We start from the raw sequence: 19,599 nt of genomic DNA, 5'->3' as shown, positions 1-19,599 counted from the left end.
GCGAGTTTTTAAGCTCTCGGTTTGACGGTCCCGCAATCCTGCCCCAACCACACGGCGCGGCTTTCGAGGCTACCCTTCTGCTGAATACCGGTAGCATTGAACGTGCCGTTAACCTTGGTGGTGAACTCACGATCACTGAGGAAAGTGGCGACACCGGCGCCCTGCGCTTTCGGACAGCTGAAGCGGAATTTCCACTGATTACCGGAACGGTCGGTGATTTCCTGCTTGCAGCCCGACTGTGGATCGGTCAGCGGAATATTGTCTGTCTTCACCTGCTCCGGCGTCAGACAAGCCCGAATCCCTTTGCCGCCCATGGTGATGCCCTGCTTTTCGAGCTGCGCTCGCTGTTGAGGGGTCATCTGGCTCTGTATCTGGCCAAGGATCAGCTGCAAATCCGGGAGATTCTGGTCATCGACCTTCATGTTGCTTGTGGTCATTTCCCACAAACCAGGCTGCAACATCTGCGCCTGAGCGGCCACAGGAAGTGACAAACCAATAGCCATGGCCAAACCCAGCAGACGAACGTTCATCGAGTAACTCCTGATCATTAGTGGCCGTTAGACGTCAGCCAGTGGCTTCGGTTCATGGGCCAATTAAATAGCGACATTCTGCACGGAACATGGTCTGTTAAGCATTGAATCTTCAGGAGCAAGGCTGCCCCATGGATTACTTTGGACCGCATATTTTCGGCTACATGATTGCACTGCTACACACGCTGGGCCTGATCGCAGCCATCCACGCCGTGCTCACCGTCCGGACCGCCCAGGGATCGATCGCCTGGGCCCTGTCGTTGCTGTTTATTCCCTACCTCACGCTCATCCCCTACCTGGTCTTCGGTAGCAGCACCTTCGATGGTTACATCAACGCTCGGCGCCAGGCCAACGAAGAAATGCGCAAGGCGATCTCCGAGCTCAACTGGCGCCCTTGGGTAGAAGAGGCGCTGACCGCTCGCGCCTCCAATGCTTACGCGTCCTTGAGGGCCATGCCTAAACTGGGGCGCATGCCGTGCCTGGCGAACAACGAAGTGCGTTTGCTGATCGACGGCCAGGCCACCTTCAACGCCATATTTGAAGCCATCAGCAACGCGAAGGAAGCGGTTCTGATTCAGTTTTTCATCATCCACGACGATCGCCTCGGTCAACGCCTGCAAACCTTGCTGCTGAAGAAAGCCGCCGAAGGCGTGGCGGTTTATTTATTGTACGACCGCATCGGTAGCCACTCCCTGCCTCACAGTTACGTGCAACCACTGCGCGATGCCGGCGTCGAGGTCAAAGCCTTTGCCACCCGCAGCGGCTGGCTCAACCGCTTCCAGGTCAACTTCCGCAACCACCGCAAGATTGTGGTGGTCGATGGTGTGCTGGGTTTCGTCGGTGGGCACAACGTCGGCGACGAGTACATGGGCGAGAAACCACCCCTCGCCCCGTGGCGCGATACCCATGTGCAAGTACGCGGACCGGTGGTGGCCTGCATGCAGGAATCTTTCGCTGAAGACTGGTTTTGGGCCGCCCGCTCATTGCCGCCGCTGATCCTGCCGGACGTTTACCCGGACGACGGCGTGCTCTGCCAATTGCTGGCGAGCGGCCCGGCAGATTCCTACGAAACCTGCTCGTTGTTCTTCGTCGAAGCCATCCATGCGGCAACCGAACGGGTGTGGATCACCAGTCCTTATTTCATCCCTGACGAAGCGGTATTCGCAGCGTTGCGGCTGGCGGTACTGCGCGGTGTTGATGTGCGATTGCTCCTGCCTTCACGGCCCGATCACCGCATCGTCTACGCCGCCTCCAGCCTTTATGCCTTCGAAGCGGTACGCGCCGGCGTGCGGGTGTTCCGCTACGAGCCGGGGTTTCTGCATCAGAAAGTGGTGTTGATCGACAGCGAAATCAGCGCCATTGGCAGCGCCAATCTGGACAACCGCTCGTTCCGGCTGAATTTTGAAGTGATGTTGTTGACGGTCGACAGCGCGTTTGCCGCCGAAGTAGAACAGATGCTCAACGATGACTTTGCACAGGCTCACGAGATCGCCAAAGAAGAAAGCCGGGAGACCCGCCGCCTGCAACAGGTCGGCATGCGGGTCGCCCGGCTTATTTCACCGATACTTTAAGGGTTGTAGATATCGTCGCGCGTCCATGGCAGTTCATGGCTGCCATCGGGGTGAGCTTTCACCGCGAGAATCTGGTGCAGATTGATCCAGCCCTTGGCGAACGCGTAAGCGCATCCCGCCAGGTACAGCCGCCAGATCCGTAAGGCCTGCTCTGGCACCAGCCTGGAAGCCGCTTCCAGATTGTCTTCCAGGTGTTCACTCCAATGGTCCAGCGTACGCGCGTAGTGCAGGCGCAGGCTCTCGACGTCGACAATCTCCAGCCCTGCTTCGCTGATCTCGGCAGAGATCATCGACAGGTGCGGCAGCTCGCCATTGGGGAACACATATTTCTCGATGAATTCGCCCGCACCGCGCCCCACCGGACGGCCGTCGGTGTGTTTGGCGGTGATCCCGTGGTTCATCACCAGGCCACCCTCCTTCACCGCACCGAACAAGGTCTTGCAGTACTCGGCCAGATTGGCGTGGCCGACGTGTTCGAACATGCCGACACTGACCACTTTGTCGAAGCGACCGTCCTGCGGCAGGTCACGGTAGTCGAGCAGTTGCAGTTCGACCAGATCGTCCAGGCCTTCGGCGGTCACCCGTTCACGGGCAAGTTCCAATTGCGCTTTACTGAGTGTGATCCCGAACACCTTCGCGCCAAACTCCCGGGCCGCATAGCGTGCCAGTCCGCCCCAACCGCAACCGACATCCAGAAGGTATTCCCCTGGTTGCAGCCGCAGCTTGCGGCACAGGTGGCGGAATTTGGCTTGCTGGGCCTGCTCCAGCGTTTCGCTACCGGTCTCGAAATAGGCGCAGGAATACGCCATGTCACTGTCGAGCCACAGCTGATAAAACGCATTGGAAAGATCGTAGTGGTAGGAAATCGCTTTGGCGTCGGTTTCCTTGTCGTGGACAGTGCGCACAGGCTGACTGTCGTCATCCTCGCTCACCAATGCCTGGCTCCATTCATCGCAGACGCGGATCACGTCGCTGATGGAGCCTTCCAGTTCAAGTTTACCTTCGACAAACGCCGCTCCTAGCGCGTCCAGGCTTGGGTGGGTGAACTGGGTAACCATTTGTGGGTCCTTGACCACAATAGTGACGCTGGGCGTCGGCCCCAGGTTGAATTCATGGCCGTCCCAGAGTCGCAGGCGTAGCGGCAACTGCAGATTCTGTAAGGCCGGAGGAAGGTGCGCGAGCATGGATAGTCCCTCTAGTTTCAGACGTCTGATGTGAGGGTAGACCATCCTTGAAAAATAGCTGGCTATCGAATTGATCGCCCTTTTCTATGATTCGTAACGCTCGAACCCACCGTCGCGAATTCACAAAAGTGATTGCCCTCACGTAGATGACTACGAATTCGTCATACAGTTCTGAAAACTTGAAATCGACCGCGATCGCGCTGTTTAGAGCATTTACCCGACGTACTCAATCCTCATCCTCAAGCTTGAGCAATGGCTCCTGAAAACGCAGTAAACGCCCGGCGTTTCCCAACACCAGCAACGTGCTGAAGTTGTGCAACAGTGCAGCAATCATCGCGCCCGCAGCGCCAAGCCAACCGAAGGCGGCGAAGGCTACAATCGCCAGCGTCCAGCCCAGACCGATGATCACGTTAACCTGCAACGTGTGCCGGCATTGGCGACTCAAGCGCACACACGTACCGAGTCGGCGCAGGTCGCTGCCGATCAGGACGATGTCGGACGAAGCCAGCGCGATGTCCGCCCCGCCCGCGCCCATGGCCACGCCGACCACACCGGCCTTGAGCGCCAGCGAATCGTTGATCCCATCTCCCACGACCATCGGCCGGAAGCCACTGCCGATTTCCTTCAGCACGCGATTGAGTTTGTCCTCGGGCAACGCTTGAGCTTCAACGTCGCTGATCCCGACATCTCGCGCCAATGTGTGTGCGACGCTTTGCCGATCACCTGTCAGCAGCAACTGCCGGCCCAACCCCAATTCACGTAGCTCGCTCAAGGCAAATCGAGCCTCGGGTTTGACGCTGTCGGCCAACAACAGCCAGGCGAGGAATTCACCGTTGAGCGCCAGCCCGGCAATCGGGCCATCGTGGTCGGGGACACTTGAAGTGGCGATACCCAACTGCGCGAACAACTCCGGACGACCGAGCGCCGCCTCGCCCTGCTCCGTCATCGCCACCACGCCCAATCCCTGTCGCTCGTGGATGTCGGAAAGCAGCAGAAAATGTTCCTGGGTGACCAACCCGGCGAGCGCACGGCTGACCGGATGACTGCTGGCGGACCCGAGGCTGGCAGCGAGTTTAAGGACGTGGCTGCGATCTTCGAGCGGGCTGTCGATGGATTGCAATCGCAAGGTGCCAAAGGTCAGGGTTCCGGTTTTGTCGACCACCAGTGACGTCAGGTCTGCCAACTCTTCGAGGAACGCGGAGCTGCGAATCAGAATCCCGTGACGAGCGGCCACGGCCACGCCGGCAATCGCCGTGGCCGGTGCCGACAACACCAGCGCGCAAGGACAGGCCGCCACCAACACCGCGAGCATGGCCTGGGCATCGTTAGTGATGAACCAGGTCACGGCGGCCAGCAGCAACACCAGCACCATGTAGCTGCCGGCGTAGCGTTCCAGTAACCGCGTGATCGGCGGTTTGGAACGCTCGGCGCTTTGCATCAGCGCAATGACTTTGCCGAGGGTCGACTCATTGCCGGTGCGAGTTACCTCGATGCGCAGCAGACCGTCGAGGTTGATCGCGCCGCCGAAGACCTGCATGCCGACGGCAGCCTCCATCGGCACCGATTCGCCAGTAATCGAAGCGGTGTCCAGACTCGCCTGACCGGACAACACCCGACCATCCGCCGGCACTCGATCACCCGCGCGCACCTCAACGAGGTCGCCGGCCTTGAGTGTGCCGTTATCGACTTCGACGATGGAGCCGTCGGCCTGAACTTTGCGCGCGTGGCTGCGCGTCAGTTTGCCGAGGGCGCGAATTGCCTCCTGGGAACCGATCACGCTGCGCTCTTCCAGCACGTGGCCGAAGATCATGATGATCGGTAGCAACGCCGCGGTCAGCAGATCACCCGTGGCCCACGCCCCGAGCATGGCCAGGGCGATCAATTGATCGGTGATCCCGTGCAGGCTCGGATAACGCAGGCTGTACCAGGCTGAACGCATTACGGGCACGGCCACCAATAACGAAGCAAACCCCAGCAGCAATTGACTGACGCCCGTCTGCTCCGGCGACAACCAGCGCCAGGTCAGGCCGAGCGCGAGCAGGCCCAATGCGAGCATGGCCAGGGTCAATTGGCGGGCGGCGCTGCGTTGTTCAGCAGAGGACAACATGCTCGGTGCGGCGGCGGTTTGGGTGGTCATTGTGCAGCTCCCTGAATGATCAGGCGGGAATCATCTTTCGGATTGACCGTGGTCACCGAACCGGCCTGACCGAGAATCTTCGGCATCCGCTCGCGGTAGATGCGCAGCAGCATTTGCGGGTCGGTGCCCTGCTGCTGCGCCTTGGCCAGGCTCAACACCGTGGCTGTGTCCGCCGACGCTTTGGCCAGCCGTTCGCTCGCTTGGGCGTGAGCGACTTGCAGCGTGCGATCGGCTTGTTCGTTGGCAGTCTGAGTCAGTTTCTCGGCTTCAGTACGAGCGTTGGCCACGGCTTTGTCGGCTTGTTGACTGGCGGTCAGAACAGCGTTGAAGGCGTTGACCGCTGGCCCGGGCAGACTCGATTGCACGTCGACTCGCGTCACCTCTATTCCTAATCCCTGCCCGGTCGCGGTCAGGTCAGCCAGGCGCTGATTGATGGCTTGCACCAGATCACCGCGCAACCGTTCGCGGCGTTCAGCAGCCTGACTATCGGCGCCGATCAGCTCCGGTCGAGCGACCAGAATAGTGTCCAGATCTCGTGCGGCAGTGAGGGTCACCGCACTGCGAGTCACCAATCGATCCAATGCCGGCAACACATGTTCGCCTTGAAGGACGAAGGCATACGGCTCGGTGACTTTGTAGAAAACCCGCACATCCAGTTGCACCACGCCCGCGTCACCGGTGAGCAAATAACCGGAGCCGGCGAGTGCATCGCTGATCGGTGTGGCGAAACTCGCCGCTCGATCCGCCTGCAACGCCGCATCGGTGCGCAGCAGATTTTCCACCCGACGCTCAATCACCCGATCCGCCGCGGGCAACAGAATCACCTGTTCAAAAGGGCGGGGCCAAGCCAATAACAGGCCAGCATTCTGGATGCGATCCAGCGCGCCGAAGTGCAAAACCACCGCGCGATTTTGCGGATCGATCTGCCGCACATTAGAGAATGCCCAAACCAAAGCGGCTAGCACTGTCACGGCGTAAAGGGCCAAAAAAGCCAATCGCCCCGCCTGAATCCAGGGACTGCTTAACTCGTTTGTTCCACGTGGAACTAATTTCATGGCTGCGACCCGGCCTTGTTATCCAGGGTCGGCGGACCGTCAACCAACACCCGGAACGGCGCGGCGTCGGTGCGCAGAATCAGCTTTGTGCCGGGCGTGACGATCGTGCCTAGTGTGTCGAGGGAGCGCAGCAGGTTGTAGAGCTGTGGCGATCCGGCGTAGGCGCGACCGTAAATTTGCGCGGCTTCGACGCGCGATTGAGCTTCGATATCAGCAGCTTTCACGGTCGCATCGGCTTGTACGATTCGTGCATCACGCTCGGCGGCAGAACGGATTTGCGCCGCTTCGCGCTTACCGATGGCCGTGCGTTCGGTGGCGATTGTTTCACGCTCGGCACGCATGCGATCGACCGTAGCGGTGAGGGTTACCGACGGCAAGGTCAGACGCTCGATGCCGACTTGCAGCACCCGCACGCCATAAGTCTTGAGCAACTGCTGATCGATTTGCTGACGCAGTTGCGCTTCAAAATCAGCGATGTGTACTTGGTTGGCGTCGGTGTTCACCAGGTTAGCCAGATCAAAACTGCTGGCCGTAGTTTCCAGCGCCGACCCCACAAACGTACGAATTTGCCGCGCCGCTTCGTCCGGCTGATTCTGTACGGCACGCATGAAGCGTTGCACGTTGTCCGGATCACCCTGAACCTGCCAGGCCACGTAAGCCTGAACAATGATGCGCAAACCATCCCGCGTACCCACGTCCTGTAAACCACTCGAGGTCGTGCGCAGTCGCAGATCAACAGGAATCGCCGCTTCAAAAGGAGCAGGCCAACGCCAGCCAAGACCTGGTTCCAGCAATACCCGCGACGGATTACCGAAACGCGTGATCACCGTCGCCTCTCCCGAACGCACTTGAACCAGGCTCGCTGCCGCGAGGGCGAACGCTACCAGCAACGCTGCCCAGCCCATTCGCCGCCAGGGGAACGGGCCCGCTTCTTGGGGATCACCATGGTGGTGATGGCCGTGGTGATGCCCGCCATGGCCGTGATCGTGGCCAATGTGGTCATCGTGATCGTGATCGTGAGTGTGCGACTGGCTCAATTGGCAGCTCCTGGCTGAGCGGTTTTACGCGCCGGCACAGGATCAGCCGGCAGCGTGAATGTACGGAGATCGATGGTCGGCGCATTACTGCTGCCGCCCAGACGATGATCGAGCACCAGTAACCTGGCATTGGCCAAGCCCTGAGACAGTTGGCTGAAATACTGCTCCAGCACGAAGGCCTGGCCGGCACTGGCGTAGGCCTTTTGCTCGGCGCTGAACCTCAAGTCAGCCGCTTGGGCGGTGGTGTTGATTTCACGAGCGCTGGCCGTCGCTTGATCGCGAGCGATGCTGGCCTGCAATTGCGCCTGGTTGGTGGCTTCCGCCGCCGCCCCACGCTCGCGGGAAATCAATGCCTGGGCGCCAATCTGCGCAGCCTGGACGCCGTGATAAGCATTGGCGGCACCGGCCGGCGGATGAATCGCCTCGACCACGGTGGCGAGAATTTCCACGCCGCTGTCGAGTTTCTGCAGGTCAGCCTGTACCGCCCGACCAATCTCTTCGGCGAGCCCTACCCTGTCTTCACCGAGCAAACCGTCGAGGGTGCGCGAGGCGAAATCGTGGACCAGAATCCGGCTGGCGGTGCTGCGGATCAGTGTCGGGACATCAGCGCTGTTGTAGGTCGCCGCCAATGCCGCTTGATCGCTGAGACCGATGCGATAGACGAAACGCACGTCCATGTTGACGATCTGGAAGCTCTGCTTGTCGGCTCGACTGCTGGCAATGACTTGGGATTTGTCGTTCACATGGCTCGCGTCCCACAAGCGATTGGCAATCGCGGGCGCCGGGCCCTCGGCGGGTTCGGCCACGAGCGGCGCCGGTGTGTCGCCAACACTGGTGGCCAACTCGTGGACCACACCGATCTCGACGCTCAACACTCGACCCAGAGGCCAAGGCAAACCTGCGTGCAAACCGGGACCGAACACCTCCACCGGTTTGCCGAATCGCTCGTAGATGCCCCGCCCTTGCAGCGGTATTTCGTGAATGCCGGTGAGTGACCAACCGACAATTGCCACCACCATCAGCACCGGAAAAAATGCCCGACGCATGTAAGTGAAGGCCCAGATCTGCCGCAGGTCGATGCCGAAGCGGTTGTGCAATTCGTGCTGCAACGCCAACAACGGTTGCGGCGGCCAGCGCAGCATGTCGGCGACGAAGCTGCGCGCCAGCAAGGCAGGTTCGAGTTGTTCGCGCTGCGGACTGAACAACGACAGCAAGGCGCGCAACAGCAGCTCAGCGGCGACCAACCCTGGCAGCAAACCCATCAGTACCGCCAGACGCACCGGCCAGACCGAAGTTTCGCCACCCAGCAACAGGCACAAAGCGCTGAGCACCAGACAAATGATCGCCACCCGAGTCAGCTGCGCCAACGACGCTGCTTCGGGCCATTGCGCGACGTTTTCCTGCGCCAGTTGTCGCTCCAGCACCAGCAAACCGAAGGCCAGCAACAAGGACAGCGCCGCACCGACACTGGCCGACAATCCCAGTGCGGTTGGCGTCAGTGCAAGGTTCCAGATTTGTTCGATGCTCAATAACGTCAGCAGCGACCAACCTGCAAGCCACAGTGTCGGAGCGCCGATCTGCACCAACATTCGCAGCCATCGCTGGCTGAGCCGATCCAGCAGCCGTTCGTACCAGCCCACCGGGGCAACGACTTCCTCAGCAACGACGACCTGCACGACCGGGTGCAACGCCCGCGCGCGCCACTGCGTCACCCACCAGGCCGATTGCAAACCGGCGACCAGCACCAGCAACCCGGCACTCTGATTGACCAGCAACGCAGGCCAGAGTGACTGTGGCGCAAACAGCCCGACAAAAAACGCCAGCAACCAACCTGTCGCCGCCAGAGCGCCCAGACCGATTGCGAACTGACGCAATCGTCGCCCTTGAAAAACCGCCTGCTGGAAACGCGGCAGCCCGGCTACTTGCGTCCCATCGACATCGAGATCGACTTGCATACCACCCCAGTGTTTATCGTTGCTCACATCGCATTTCGTTACGATATAACGAAAACCGTGAAATTTCCGTTCTTAAATGCTGTATCTAAAGGCGCTCAACCTGTCGCTTGGCTGAAGCCTTGACCGAAATACTGCGGAACGCACATATTACGTTCGTAATTTTACCCAGGAACTACGTTTACCCATTCCGATCCGATTCACTCCAGGAGTACACCATGAGCATCTATGACGTCGTGATTCTGGGCGGAGGCCCCGGTGGTTATAACGCAGCGATCCGCGCCGGTCAGTTGGGCCTCAGAGCGGTTTGCGTCGAAGGACGCGCCACGCTCGGCGGCACCTGCCTGAACGTCGGTTGCATGCCATCAAAAGCGCTGCTGCACGCCTCCGAACTCTACGACGCCGCCATGGGCGCGGAATTCGCCAACCTGGGGATTGAAGTCAAACCCACACTCAACCTCGCGCAAATGATGAAACAAAAGGATGAAAGCGTTGCCGGGTTGACCAAGGGCATCGAGTTTCTGTTTCGAAAAAACAAAGTCCATTGGGTCAAGGGCTGGGGCCACATCGACGGGCCCGGCAAAGTGACAGTGACCGACAGCCAGGGCGAAAAGACCGAACTGAACACCAAGAACATCATCATAGCCACCGGTTCCGAGCCCACTCCCCTGCCCGGTGTGGACATCGACAACAAACGCATCCTCGATTCGACGGGCGCACTGTCACTGACTGAAGTGCCCAAGCATCTGGTGGTGATCGGCGCCGGAGTGATCGGTCTGGAGCTGGGTTCGGTGTGGCGGCGTTTGGGCGCTCAGGTGACGGTGATCGAGTTTCTCGACCGGATCTGCCCCGGTGTGGATGGTGAAGCCGGCAAAACCCTGCAACGTTCGTTGAGTAAACAGGGCATCAACTTCAAATTGAGTTCCAAAGTCACCCGCGCCACCACCTCCGCCACTGGCGTGCAACTCAGCGTCGAACCCGCCGCCGGTGGCACGGCCGAAACGATTGAAGCGGATTACGTGCTGGTATCCATCGGCCGCCGACCTTACACCCAAGGCCTGGGGCTGGAGAACGTCGGCCTCGCCACGGACAAACGCGGCATGCTCGCCAACAAGGGCCATCGCACCGAAGCGGCTGGTGTCTGGGTGATTGGCGACGTCACGTCCGGGCCGATGCTCGCCCACAAGGCCGAAGACGAGGCCATGGTCTGCATCGAGCAGATTGTCGGCAAGGCAGCCGAGGTCAACTATGACCTGATCCCCAACGTGATCTACACCAAACCCGAACTGGCCAGCGTCGGCAAGACCGAAGAGCAGCTCAAGGCCGAAGGTCGCGCCTACAAAGTCGGCAAGTTTCCCTTCACCGCCAACAGCCGGGCAAAGATCAATCACGAAACCGAAGGCTTCGCCAAAGTGCTGGCCGATGAGCGCACCGACGAGATTCTCGGCGTGCACCTGGTGGGTCCAAGCGTCAGTGAAATGATTGGCGAATATTGCGTGGCCATGGAGTTCAGCGCCTCTGCCGAAGACATTGCCCTGACCTGCCATCCACACCCGACCCGCTCCGAGGCCTTGCGCCAGGCGGCGATGAATGTGGAGGGGATGGCGACGCAGATGTAAGCCCGGAGGTTGGCGGTGGCGAGTCTACCGCTATCGCGAGCAGGCTCACTCCCACATTGGTTTTGTGAACGCCACAGATCAAATGTGGGAGCGAGCCTGCTCGCGATTGGGTCGACTCGGTCTCAGCCCGGTAAATGCTCCAGCGGCAACGCCCCCGGGGTCTTCACCGTATGAATCGCAAAGTTGCTGCGGATGTCGCTCACGCCCGGCAATTTCAGCAACCGCCCCGTGAGGAAACGGTCATAGGCGCGCAGGTCCGGCACCACCACTTGCAGCAGAAAATCCGATTCCCCTGACACCAGAAAGGCCGAAATCACCTCGGGCAACGCGGTCACGGCCAGGCGAAAGGATTCGGCCTGTTCGTCGTTGTGCCGTTCGACCTTGACCCCGACAAACACCGTCAACCCAAGCCCCACTTCGTCGCGATCCAGATTGGCCTGGTAACCGCGTATCACCCCGGCTTCTTCGAGCATTCGAACCCGGCGCAAACAAGGCGAGGCGGACAGGCCGATCTCGTCAGCCAGTTGCACATTACTCAGGCGACCGTCCCGTTGCAGGGCGGCGAGAATCTTGCGGTCGTAGGCGTCGAGTTTCATGGTTTGGCAGATCCTGATGGTTTACCTGCAATCGAGTGGCAGGTTATGCCAACCAGAAGCATTTTAGAAGCGAACTACGCAACCACCTGCCCCTCCCTTCAGCCCTAGACTGGCCGTACCGAATCGACAACGAATGGGGTGCAACGTGGCAGGACTCTGGGTATTTTTCATGGCGCTGGCGGTGGTCTATCTGTTGCCGGGCCCGGACATGATCCTGTTGTTGCAGACCGGTGCCCGTCAGGGCAAAGGCGCGGCGCTGGCGACTGCGGTGGGTCTGGGCATTGCCCGTGGTTGCCATGTGGCGTTGGCAGCGTTGGGGTTGGCGGCACTGTTCAAGGCTGCGCCCTGGACGTTCGACGTGGTACGCCTGGCCGGGGCCGCGTATCTACTGTGGATCGGCATTCAATGCCTGCGAACCACAATGCTGCCGAGTTTGAACGGAGCTGACGCCCCCACCGAGAAACCTCGCTGGCGCACAGCGATCCAGCGCGGTTTGCTGACCAACCTGCTCAACCCCAAAGCATTGCTGTTCTGCTCGGTGCTGCTGCCGCAGTTCATCGATCCACATGCCGGGCCAGTGCTCGCGCAATTTGCGACCCTCGGGATTGTGCTGGTCGGTGTCGGCTTGCTGTTCGACAGCGCCTACGCACTGACCGGAGCAGCGCTGGGCCGTTGGCTGCAACGCAGTCCTTCAGCCCAGCGCCTGCAGCAGTGGCTATTCGGCAGCTTGTTGATCGGCTTCGCTGTGCGGCTGACCTTCGTGCAACAGGCTTGAGCCTTACCGAGTCCTGCGGCGGCGATTGATCAGCAACAGCGCCGCTGCCGTGACCGCTATCACACCGCCAAACTGCAACGGCGTTTTGTAAGGCCGCAGCTGCGCGCGCACGGCGTCGGTAACCTGGGTCACATAGCGTTTGTCGACATTTTGAAAGTCCGGCTGCTGGCATTGATGACCAAAATCGCCAGCCCAAACCACATACGGCCCTTCCTCGACATAACGACGGTAGAACGCGCTTTGCTCTTGCAGGCTGGTGCCCCACGACGAAGCCTCGCACAGCACCGCAGCAAACGCCTGACTGCTGTGGGGCAGATGATCAGCGGCCTTGCTCGCCAACGCCGTGGCGACAAAACGGTAGTGGAAGCGCTCATCAGGCTGCGCCACCGTGGCTTGCTGGCGCTGCACTTCACCCTCGGCTATCAGCGGTCCGACCTTGAGTTCAGCGCTTTCGAGGCTGTAATTGCCACCGAAGGTCGCGTAATCCGGCGACAGCTCGTAGCCCAACAACTCCATTCCGTCGAAACGCGCCAGTGTCGCGGCATAGTAGTAAGCGAATGCCCGTTTGGTCGGCCACCATTTGGATTCGGCGTCGTGGCGCAACTGCCCGTACCACGTGGCCTTGTGTTGCAACTCGACGTTGTCGAAGTACGCAGGAGCCTCGTCGTACCGCTCTTCGCGAAGTAAGCGTCGCCCGAGCAAATTGCGCAGTTTCGCCGCCACCGGTAACTGCACGTAGTTATCGCGATCCTGCTGAGTCAAAGGTGGCGGTGCCGGCACTTGAGTGTCGACGTATTGCTTGAGCTCATCGACGGTCAACACCCGCTCCGCGACCGTGGCGGCGTCGAACCAGTAGATCTCTTTACTGCGATAAAGCTGATCGAACGCTTGCAGGTAATCCCCGCGTTGCAACGCCAGGATCGCGCTTTCCCCCTCGACCCGGCACTTGGGCTGAAGCGTTTCGAAGTCCCAGTCTGGCGAGCGCCGCTCACCCCACGACTCATTCTGCGGGAAGGCCTGTGCAGCCTTGGCATACGCCGCGGCAGCCGCGTTTTTATCGCCATCGCGCACGGCCAGTTTGGCCCGCAGCCACCACGCCAGTCCGCCATCACCGGCGTGTTCGAGGAACGCCTTGGCGCTGTCGTAGTCACCCTGTTGATAATTCACCGCGGCCAGGCGATCAGCGTTATCGAGGCTACCGCGAGTGCTGTTTTGCAGCAGTTTGATCAGTTTCAATTCGTTCGGCGGTTGATCACCGAATGACCAGCCCAGTCGGCTGATCAACGAGGCCGTCACCAGTTGCTGTACCGGTTTGCCCTTGAGCAACACCGCCAGTTGATCCTCCGGCAGCGCCGCCAGATCAGCGACCAACAGTTTCAGAGAGGTGTAACCCACCGCCGAACCCTGCAGGTTTTGCGTGGCATAAAGTTCGATGGCGCGGTTCCAGTCGCCGGCCGTGCGGGCGACGCGGGCTTCTTCGCCGAGGCTGGCGACACCCAGTTCCAGAGGGTCACTGAAGCCGTCGATGCTCAGTTGACGGGTCTGCTCGAAGGCCTTTCGAGACTGAGCCAACAGATCGGGACCGGCGTCCGCTTCCGCGCTCATGGCAAACAGCGCCCGACCTGACGAATAAGCCGCCCAGGTGCTGCGCAACGCCCGTTGATCCGCCGGCAATGCCAGCACCTTTTGGAAGTACTCGGCTGCCAGCCCATGATCACCGGCATTGAATGCCACAGCGCCGGCCAGATAAAGCGTGAGCTCAGCCGGCAGGCTCGCGCCCTGACTCTCGACCTCATGCGCATCGGTCAGGCTGCGTAACTGTTTCACCAGCGTTTGCTGCTCAGCCGTCAAACCGGATTGCTCAGCCTTATCCCGCTGTTCTGCGTAGTCGGGCGCCTCCATGTTATAAACGGTTTCGGTGACGTTCTTCAGCCCGGCGACCGCATGCCCGAGGCGACTGATTTCAAACCTGAAGTTGCCTTCCGGCAGCTCTGCCAGCGACTGGCCGCGGTTGTCCAGCAGACGCATCGGGAAATCCGGCCCGCAGGCCAGCGCCGAACCCAGCGGCAGGCTGAGGCTCAGGCAAAGCAGATGGCGGGGCCAGTTACGGGTCAACATTCGAACCTCCTTGATCAATATGTGCGCAACGAGCCCAACCCATGGCGCGCTGCCCGCCGGCCGGTATTCGACCCTCGCGCAGGCGGGTGAAGGTAAGCAGATCCGGACGTTGTTGCAATGCATAACCGGCCAGCGCATCGGCACCGTCACAGCCTTGTACCGCGAGTGTCAGGCGTTCGGGCCAGACGCTGTCGAGGTTGCCCTGATTGCTGAGGCTGATGTCATAGAGGTCGTTCTGCACCGAGAGTTTCAACGCCAGTCGACTGTCGAGGGCATCGCCACGCGCCACGGCGCCCAGAGTCGTCAGGCTCCAGGCCCGGCGGTCGCTGGCCAGCGGCAAACGAAACCAGATCAAGCCCGCCAGATGAGTGGGTGGATCGTTGCGTAATTCGGTCCCGAGCCGGCTCAGTTGCTGCGGATCGGCGAGCAATTCCCGGCGCTTGCCGCCCCGTTCGATCGGCACTTCGCTTTCCACTACCGGCGCACCGACGGCGCCCGGCAACAACGCCACACCGTAGGCCGGCAGCGCCAGATAGAAAGGTTTGGAAGTGATGCGGCTCCAGGCCTTGGTCCATTGTCGAGCCTGATCCGCGTCGAACAAGCCACGACGCGGATCGCTCACCGCGTGCACCTGCAACACGCTGCTGTCGACTGTGGATAACAATGCCGGCAACTCGGGACTGTCGAGCCACGCCGGCAACGCGGTGATGCTCAGCGGAATAGAGGCCGGCAATATTGCGCGCAAATGCGTAAGAAATTCACGGTAGGCCGGTAGCCGAGCATTACCGGCATCGTGGTCGATTTCCACGCCGGAGAGATTCAGCCCCTGCCCTTGCCAATCGCCGAGCACTTGCTGGATTTGCGCGGTGACTGCGTCCCGATCCAGCGACTTGAGCTGGCCATCAAGACGAATCACCGCGATCAGCGGCCGACCATCACGTTTGAGCAACGCCGGGTCAATCCGCGCCCGGCTCCAACCCGCCTCGGGGAATGCCTGCAAGGCCAGCACCCGCAGGGTGGAAAAGTCAGGGCGGCTGTCCCTCAACGCCGCGTTGTGGGCCGGTGTCCATTGCCGTTGCCAGACGTAGAGTTGCTGATCGAGCGGTGGCGCGTCCTGTCGTTCGCAACCGTTGAGCAGCACTACCGCGGCAAGCAACGCCGACAGACGAGCGAAAAAATACATAAAGCCCCTTGAGCCGAATCAGATCCTTTGTAGCAGGCATCGGCAGATGCTACAGGTCGAGGACCAAAGGCTGCGACCCCTGCGCCGGAATCGCACAACAAATCAGCACGTGTCCGTCGTCCGGCACTTCGGCTGGCGGCTGTGGATAATTCACCTGGCCGCTGATCAGCCGGGTCTTGCAGGTCCCGCAGGAACCACCACGGCAGCTGAATTCCGGGCGCAATCCACGGCTTTCCGCCAACTCCAGCAAACTGCCGCCGTCCGGTTGCCAGCGGGCCTCCTTAGCCGAGCGCTGAAACACCACCGGCACGGAAGTGGTAGCAGCGGGCGGTTGCTCGATGACCACCGCGTCGGGGTCCGGCACCCGGCGCAAGGTCGAGGGGCCGAAGGTTTCGGCGTGAATCCTTGCATCACGGATGTCCAGTTCCCGCAGGCCGTCGTACAGCCCTTGGGTAAAACTGCCCGGACCGCAGAGGACAAAATCCAGCTGATCGTAGTCCTCCACTTCAAGGAGGGTCTTGATCAGCGCAGTGTCGATCCGCCCAGTCAGGTCGAAATCCTCACCCTCCAAGGTCCCTGCTTCCGGCTGGCTCACCAGACGCAGCACCCTGACCGCATCACCTGCGCCATCGAGCAAGCGATCCAGCTCAGGACGAAACACTTGATCGGCCAACGTGCGCGAACTCTGGAAAAACCAGGTGGGTCGGATGCGCCGGGTGCGCAGGCCTTGGTAAACCACCTCGCGCAGCATCGACAGCAGCGGCGTGATGCCGACACCGGCAGCCAATAACACCAGCGGCCGACGCTCATTGGGTGCCACGGTGAAATGCCCTTGAGGCGCACGGGCCTCCAACAGATCACCGACGCGCACCTGTTCATGCAGATGCGAAGACACCAAGCCTTCACGCTTCACACTGATGCGGAAAAAATCATCTGACGGTGCGCTCGACAGACTGTAAGTGCGGATGTGCATCTCGCCGGCAATGTTGAAGCGCAGCGGCAAATGCTGCCCGGCCTGAAACACTGGCAACCCCGCGCCATCGGCAGGCTCCAGATAAATCGAGCGGATGTTGTGGCTTTCCTCTTTGATGCGCGCCACCCGCAGCGGCCGCCAGGTATCGCCCAAGGCCTGGGCTTGCAGACGGGCGTTGGCCTGCTCCCAGGTACCGGTAAGCAAACTGGTGGGTGACACACCGTCGAAGCGCCAGCGCAGAGCAAGCGCGGCGGGCCTGCGCACCACGCGTTCGACCTCGAATGTCCACAAGCGCTCGGCGCCTTGAAACGCCTCGACCTGTGGGCCTTCAAGAATGACGTCGGTGCGGCCACTGAGGTGCAGCAGCTCTCCCGAATTGAAATCGATAAACAGCAAACCAGCCCGGGGATTGAGCAGCAGGTTGCCCAAGGTGTTGAAAAACAGGTTGCCGGCGAAATCCGGAATGGTCAGGCGATTTCCTTCTACCTGTACGAAACCGGCCTGGCCGCCACGGTGAGAAACGTCCACCGAGCGTTGGCCATCAACGTCCACGTAACTGGCGACAAAGAACGTATCGGCGCCCGCGATCAGGGTTTTGGCCGCTTCATCCAGCCCGTTGAGGTGTTGCGCGATGCGAGTCGACGGATCCGCCAACGGCACCGAGCGAAACTGCCGCAATTGGATGTATTGCGGGCAATTGCCGAAGGACTGTTCAACCGCCACATCGAAGCCGCTCGCCGTCATCGCGCCGACTCGGCCGTTGAGACGATTGCGGCGACGGGTGTGCAGTTCGATCCCCAGCAGGCCGATCGCCGAGCCCTTCGTCAATTGCGCAGGATCATCAGCCCCCGGCAGGCTGCTAAATTGCAGCGCACCCGGCGTTGGCGAGTGAGCGAAACCCGGTGGCCCTTCAAGAATACTGGCCCATGGATTACCGTCGGCATCCACTGCGCCGTACAGCATGAACGGCAGTTGCTCATAGAACGTGCGGTGCTGATCCGGCATCTCGCGGCGAATCACCTTACGACCGAGCACCTCCATTCGCTCGGCAATGCCCACATGAGCCTGCAATTGTTTCTCGCCGGCGTGCCAGGGTGAACGGTCCACAACGACTTCTCCCCTGCGCCATCGGCGCAGTGTGAATGACCCGACAGTGCCGGGCCGTAAGCATCAGGCAGTTTTTTGCAGACCGGCAACGGTGCGCGGCATGCCGACAAACCCTGGCAAGGCTTCGATTCGTGCCAGCCAGGCGCGGATGTGGGCGTAGTTCTCCAGGGACACGTTGCCTTCTGGCGCATGGGCGATGTAGCTGTAGGCCGAAACGTCGGCAATGGTTGGCTCGGCGCCAGTCAGATACGGCGTTGCGGCCAGTTCCTGATCGATCACTTTGAGCACGGTGTGGGAATAAGCGATCACTTCTTCAGCGTTGTAAGCAGCCCCAAACACCGTGATCAGCCTCGCTCTGGCGGGGCCAAAGGCAATCGGCCCTGCGGCAATCGATAACCAACGCTGAACCTTGGCCGCCCCGACCGGATCGGTTGGCAGCCAACGTCCGTCGCCATATTTTTGTGCCAGATAAACAAGAATCGCGTTGGAATCGGCCAGCACCACGCCTTGATCATCGATGACCGGAACCTGGCCAAATGCATTGAGCGCGAGGAAATCCGGCTGTTTGTGCGCGCCCTTGGCCAGGTCGACAAATATCAGCTCGGTGGGCAAATGCAGCAGGGACAGCATCAGCTCTACGCGGTGAGCGTGGCCGGAACGTGGGAAGTTGTAGAGTTTGATCGCTTGCATGGTCGACTCCGCTGGGTGGTGGCGCTGTTGAACAGTGTTCAGCTCCGATGGGGCGTTATCTTCCACCCGCAACCAAAACAACAGAATAACCAGCCAACGCAATCCATTATTTCACCCAGTGAAATAAACCATCAGGCCTGCAAGGACGGATGCTCACGCAGCGCGCTCACCGCAAAATCCACAAAACTGCGAATCCGCGCAGGAGCCTTGCGCCCGCCCTGATAAACCACATGGATAGGCAATGGCGGCAGTTCGAAGTCAGCCAGAACGATTTCCAGCTCACCGGAAGCGACTTTACTCGCGATTTGATAAGACAGAACCCGGGTCAGCCCCAAGCCCAGGCACGCCGCCGTAATAGCCGCCTGATTGGCCGTCACCACCAGGCGCGGCACGGGCCGAACACTCAGCGGCTCGCCCTCTTCGAGGAACGGCCAGGTTCTCGACTGACCGATAGAAGACGTCGCAACAACCGGCGCCTGAGCCAGATCCTGAGGATGTCGAGGTCGACCATGGGCCTTCAGGAATTCCGGCGAGCCACAAATCACCCGCCGAACCTCACCCACGCGAATCGCGTGCTGATTACTGTCGGGCAACTCACCGATCCGCACGGCGACATCGACGCCCTCCTCAACCATGCTGACCACTCGATCGACCAGCAATCCATTGATGCTGACTTCAGGAAACTGCGTCAGATAATTCACCATCACGGGCGTGACAAACAGCTCACCAAACAACACCGGCGCAGTAATCGTCAATTGCCCACGCGGCTGGGTGTGGCTGCCCGCCGCCGAGTCCTCGGCTTCCTGCACCTCGGCGAGAATCCTCCGACAGTCTTCCAGGTAACGCTGACCCGCCTCGCTCAAATGCACGCTGCGGGTGGTGCGCGTCAGCAGCGAGGTGCCGATGCGTTTCTCCAGCGCCGCCACCGCGCGAGTCACGCTGGCGGCCGACAGGCCCAAACGCCGCGCCGCCGCCGAGAAGCCTTGGTCTTGGGCGACGGCAGCGAAGACCTGCATTTCCTGGAATCGGTCCATGGGCGTGTCCTCAATTCAGATAAAAAAAATCGCAACCG

At 60.6% G+C, this 19,599-nt stretch carries 15 protein-coding genes; 3 read left to right on the top strand and 12 right to left on the bottom strand.

The genetic code is table 11. From position 1 onward, the window contains the following. Positions 1 to 8: 8 nt before the first annotated feature. Positions 9 to 530: a DUF3617 domain-containing protein gene (locus tag IB252_RS11820; protein ID WP_192408781.1), complete on the bottom strand. Its 522-nt coding sequence runs from the start codon at positions 528 to 530 to the stop codon at positions 9 to 11. A 131-nt stretch (positions 531 to 661) separates the two neighbouring features. On the opposite strand from IB252_RS11820, the gene cls reads away from it, so the two are divergent. Continuing rightward, positions 662 to 2,101, top strand: coding sequence for a cardiolipin synthase (gene cls, locus IB252_RS11815; protein WP_192408779.1), 1,440 nt, complete (start codon positions 662 to 664; stop codon positions 2,099 to 2,101). Here the strand turns inward: cls and cfaB are convergent. The 5 genes from cfaB to hflK (IB252_RS11790) form a co-directional block, all read right to left on the bottom strand. Further along, positions 2,098 to 3,285, bottom strand: coding sequence for a C17 cyclopropane fatty acid synthase CfaB (gene cfaB / locus IB252_RS11810; protein WP_192408777.1), 1,188 nt, complete (start codon positions 3,283 to 3,285; stop codon positions 2,098 to 2,100). The two genes, cls and cfaB, sit on opposite strands and share 4 nt — an antisense overlap. Positions 3,286 to 3,511: 226 nt before the next feature. Beyond that, entirely contained in the window at positions 3,512 to 5,422 is a 1,911-nt protein-coding gene (locus tag IB252_RS11805; protein WP_192408775.1) for a cation-translocating P-type ATPase, read from the bottom strand. After that, entirely contained in the window at positions 5,419 to 6,477 is a 1,059-nt protein-coding gene (hflK, locus tag IB252_RS11800) for a protease modulator HflK (protein ID WP_008156700.1), read from the bottom strand. Before hflK (IB252_RS11800) ends, IB252_RS11805 begins: the two co-directional genes overlap by 4 nt. Then, positions 6,474 to 7,514: a protease modulator HflC gene (gene hflC / locus IB252_RS11795; protein WP_192408773.1), complete on the bottom strand. Its 1,041-nt coding sequence runs from the start codon at positions 7,512 to 7,514 to the stop codon at positions 6,474 to 6,476. Before hflC ends, hflK (IB252_RS11800) begins: the two co-directional genes overlap by 4 nt. Then, positions 7,511 to 9,469, bottom strand: coding sequence for a protease modulator HflK (hflK, locus tag IB252_RS11790; RefSeq protein WP_192409294.1), 1,959 nt, complete (start codon positions 9,467 to 9,469; stop codon positions 7,511 to 7,513). Before hflK (IB252_RS11790) ends, hflC begins: the two co-directional genes overlap by 4 nt. 215 nt (positions 9,470 to 9,684) lie before the next feature. Between hflK (IB252_RS11790) and lpdA the strand changes: the two genes are divergently transcribed. Beyond that, complete coding sequence (gene lpdA, locus IB252_RS11785; protein WP_192408771.1) at positions 9,685 to 11,085, top strand: dihydrolipoyl dehydrogenase; 1,401 nt, start codon at positions 9,685 to 9,687, stop codon at positions 11,083 to 11,085. Positions 11,086 to 11,207: 122 nt separating this feature from the next. Here the strand turns inward: lpdA and IB252_RS11780 are convergent, their stop codons facing one another. Further along, positions 11,208 to 11,681 (bottom strand): Lrp/AsnC family transcriptional regulator, encoded by a 474-nt coding sequence (locus IB252_RS11780; RefSeq protein WP_008155731.1) that lies wholly within the window; start codon positions 11,679 to 11,681, stop codon positions 11,208 to 11,210. A gap of 145 nt (positions 11,682 to 11,826) precedes the next feature. On the opposite strand from IB252_RS11780, the gene IB252_RS11775 reads away from it, so the two are divergent. Further along, the gene (locus IB252_RS11775; RefSeq protein WP_111448581.1) at positions 11,827 to 12,456 is read left to right on the top strand and encodes a LysE family translocator; all 630 of its coding nucleotides are present in this window, start codon (positions 11,827 to 11,829) and stop codon (positions 12,454 to 12,456) included. A gap of 3 nt (positions 12,457 to 12,459) precedes the next feature. Here the strand turns inward: IB252_RS11775 and IB252_RS11770 are convergent, their stop codons facing one another. The 5 genes from IB252_RS11770 to IB252_RS11750 all read right to left on the bottom strand — a co-directional run bounded on the left by IB252_RS11770 (position 12,460) and on the right by IB252_RS11750 (position 19,561). Next, positions 12,460 to 14,574, bottom strand: a complete 2,115-nt coding sequence (locus tag IB252_RS11770; protein WP_192408769.1) for a hypothetical protein — start codon at positions 14,572 to 14,574, stop codon at positions 12,460 to 12,462. Beyond that, positions 14,561 to 15,757, bottom strand: a complete 1,197-nt coding sequence (locus tag IB252_RS11765) for a DUF3142 domain-containing protein (protein ID WP_192408767.1) — start codon at positions 15,755 to 15,757, stop codon at positions 14,561 to 14,563. Before IB252_RS11765 ends, IB252_RS11770 begins: the two co-directional genes overlap by 14 nt. A gap of 49 nt (positions 15,758 to 15,806) precedes the next feature. Beyond that, the gene (locus IB252_RS11760; protein ID WP_192408764.1) at positions 15,807 to 17,837 is read right to left on the bottom strand and encodes a pyridoxamine 5'-phosphate oxidase family protein; all 2,031 of its coding nucleotides are present in this window, start codon (positions 17,835 to 17,837) and stop codon (positions 15,807 to 15,809) included. Between the two features lie 63 nt (positions 17,838 to 17,900). After that, entirely contained in the window at positions 17,901 to 18,527 is a 627-nt protein-coding gene (locus tag IB252_RS11755; protein ID WP_192408762.1) for a glutathione S-transferase family protein, read from the bottom strand. 131 nt (positions 18,528 to 18,658) lie between these two features. Continuing rightward, on the bottom strand, positions 18,659 to 19,561 hold the full coding sequence (locus IB252_RS11750; RefSeq protein ID WP_192408760.1) for a LysR family transcriptional regulator: 903 nt from the start codon (positions 19,559 to 19,561) through the stop codon (positions 18,659 to 18,661). Positions 19,562 to 19,599 lie beyond the last annotated feature (38 nt).

It is taken from the genome of Pseudomonas sp. PDM10, from assembly GCF_014852295.1.
Taxonomy (GTDB): Bacteria; Pseudomonadota; Gammaproteobacteria; order Pseudomonadales; family Pseudomonadaceae; genus Aquipseudomonas.
This window is presented reverse-complemented; position numbering and strand designations above follow the sequence as displayed.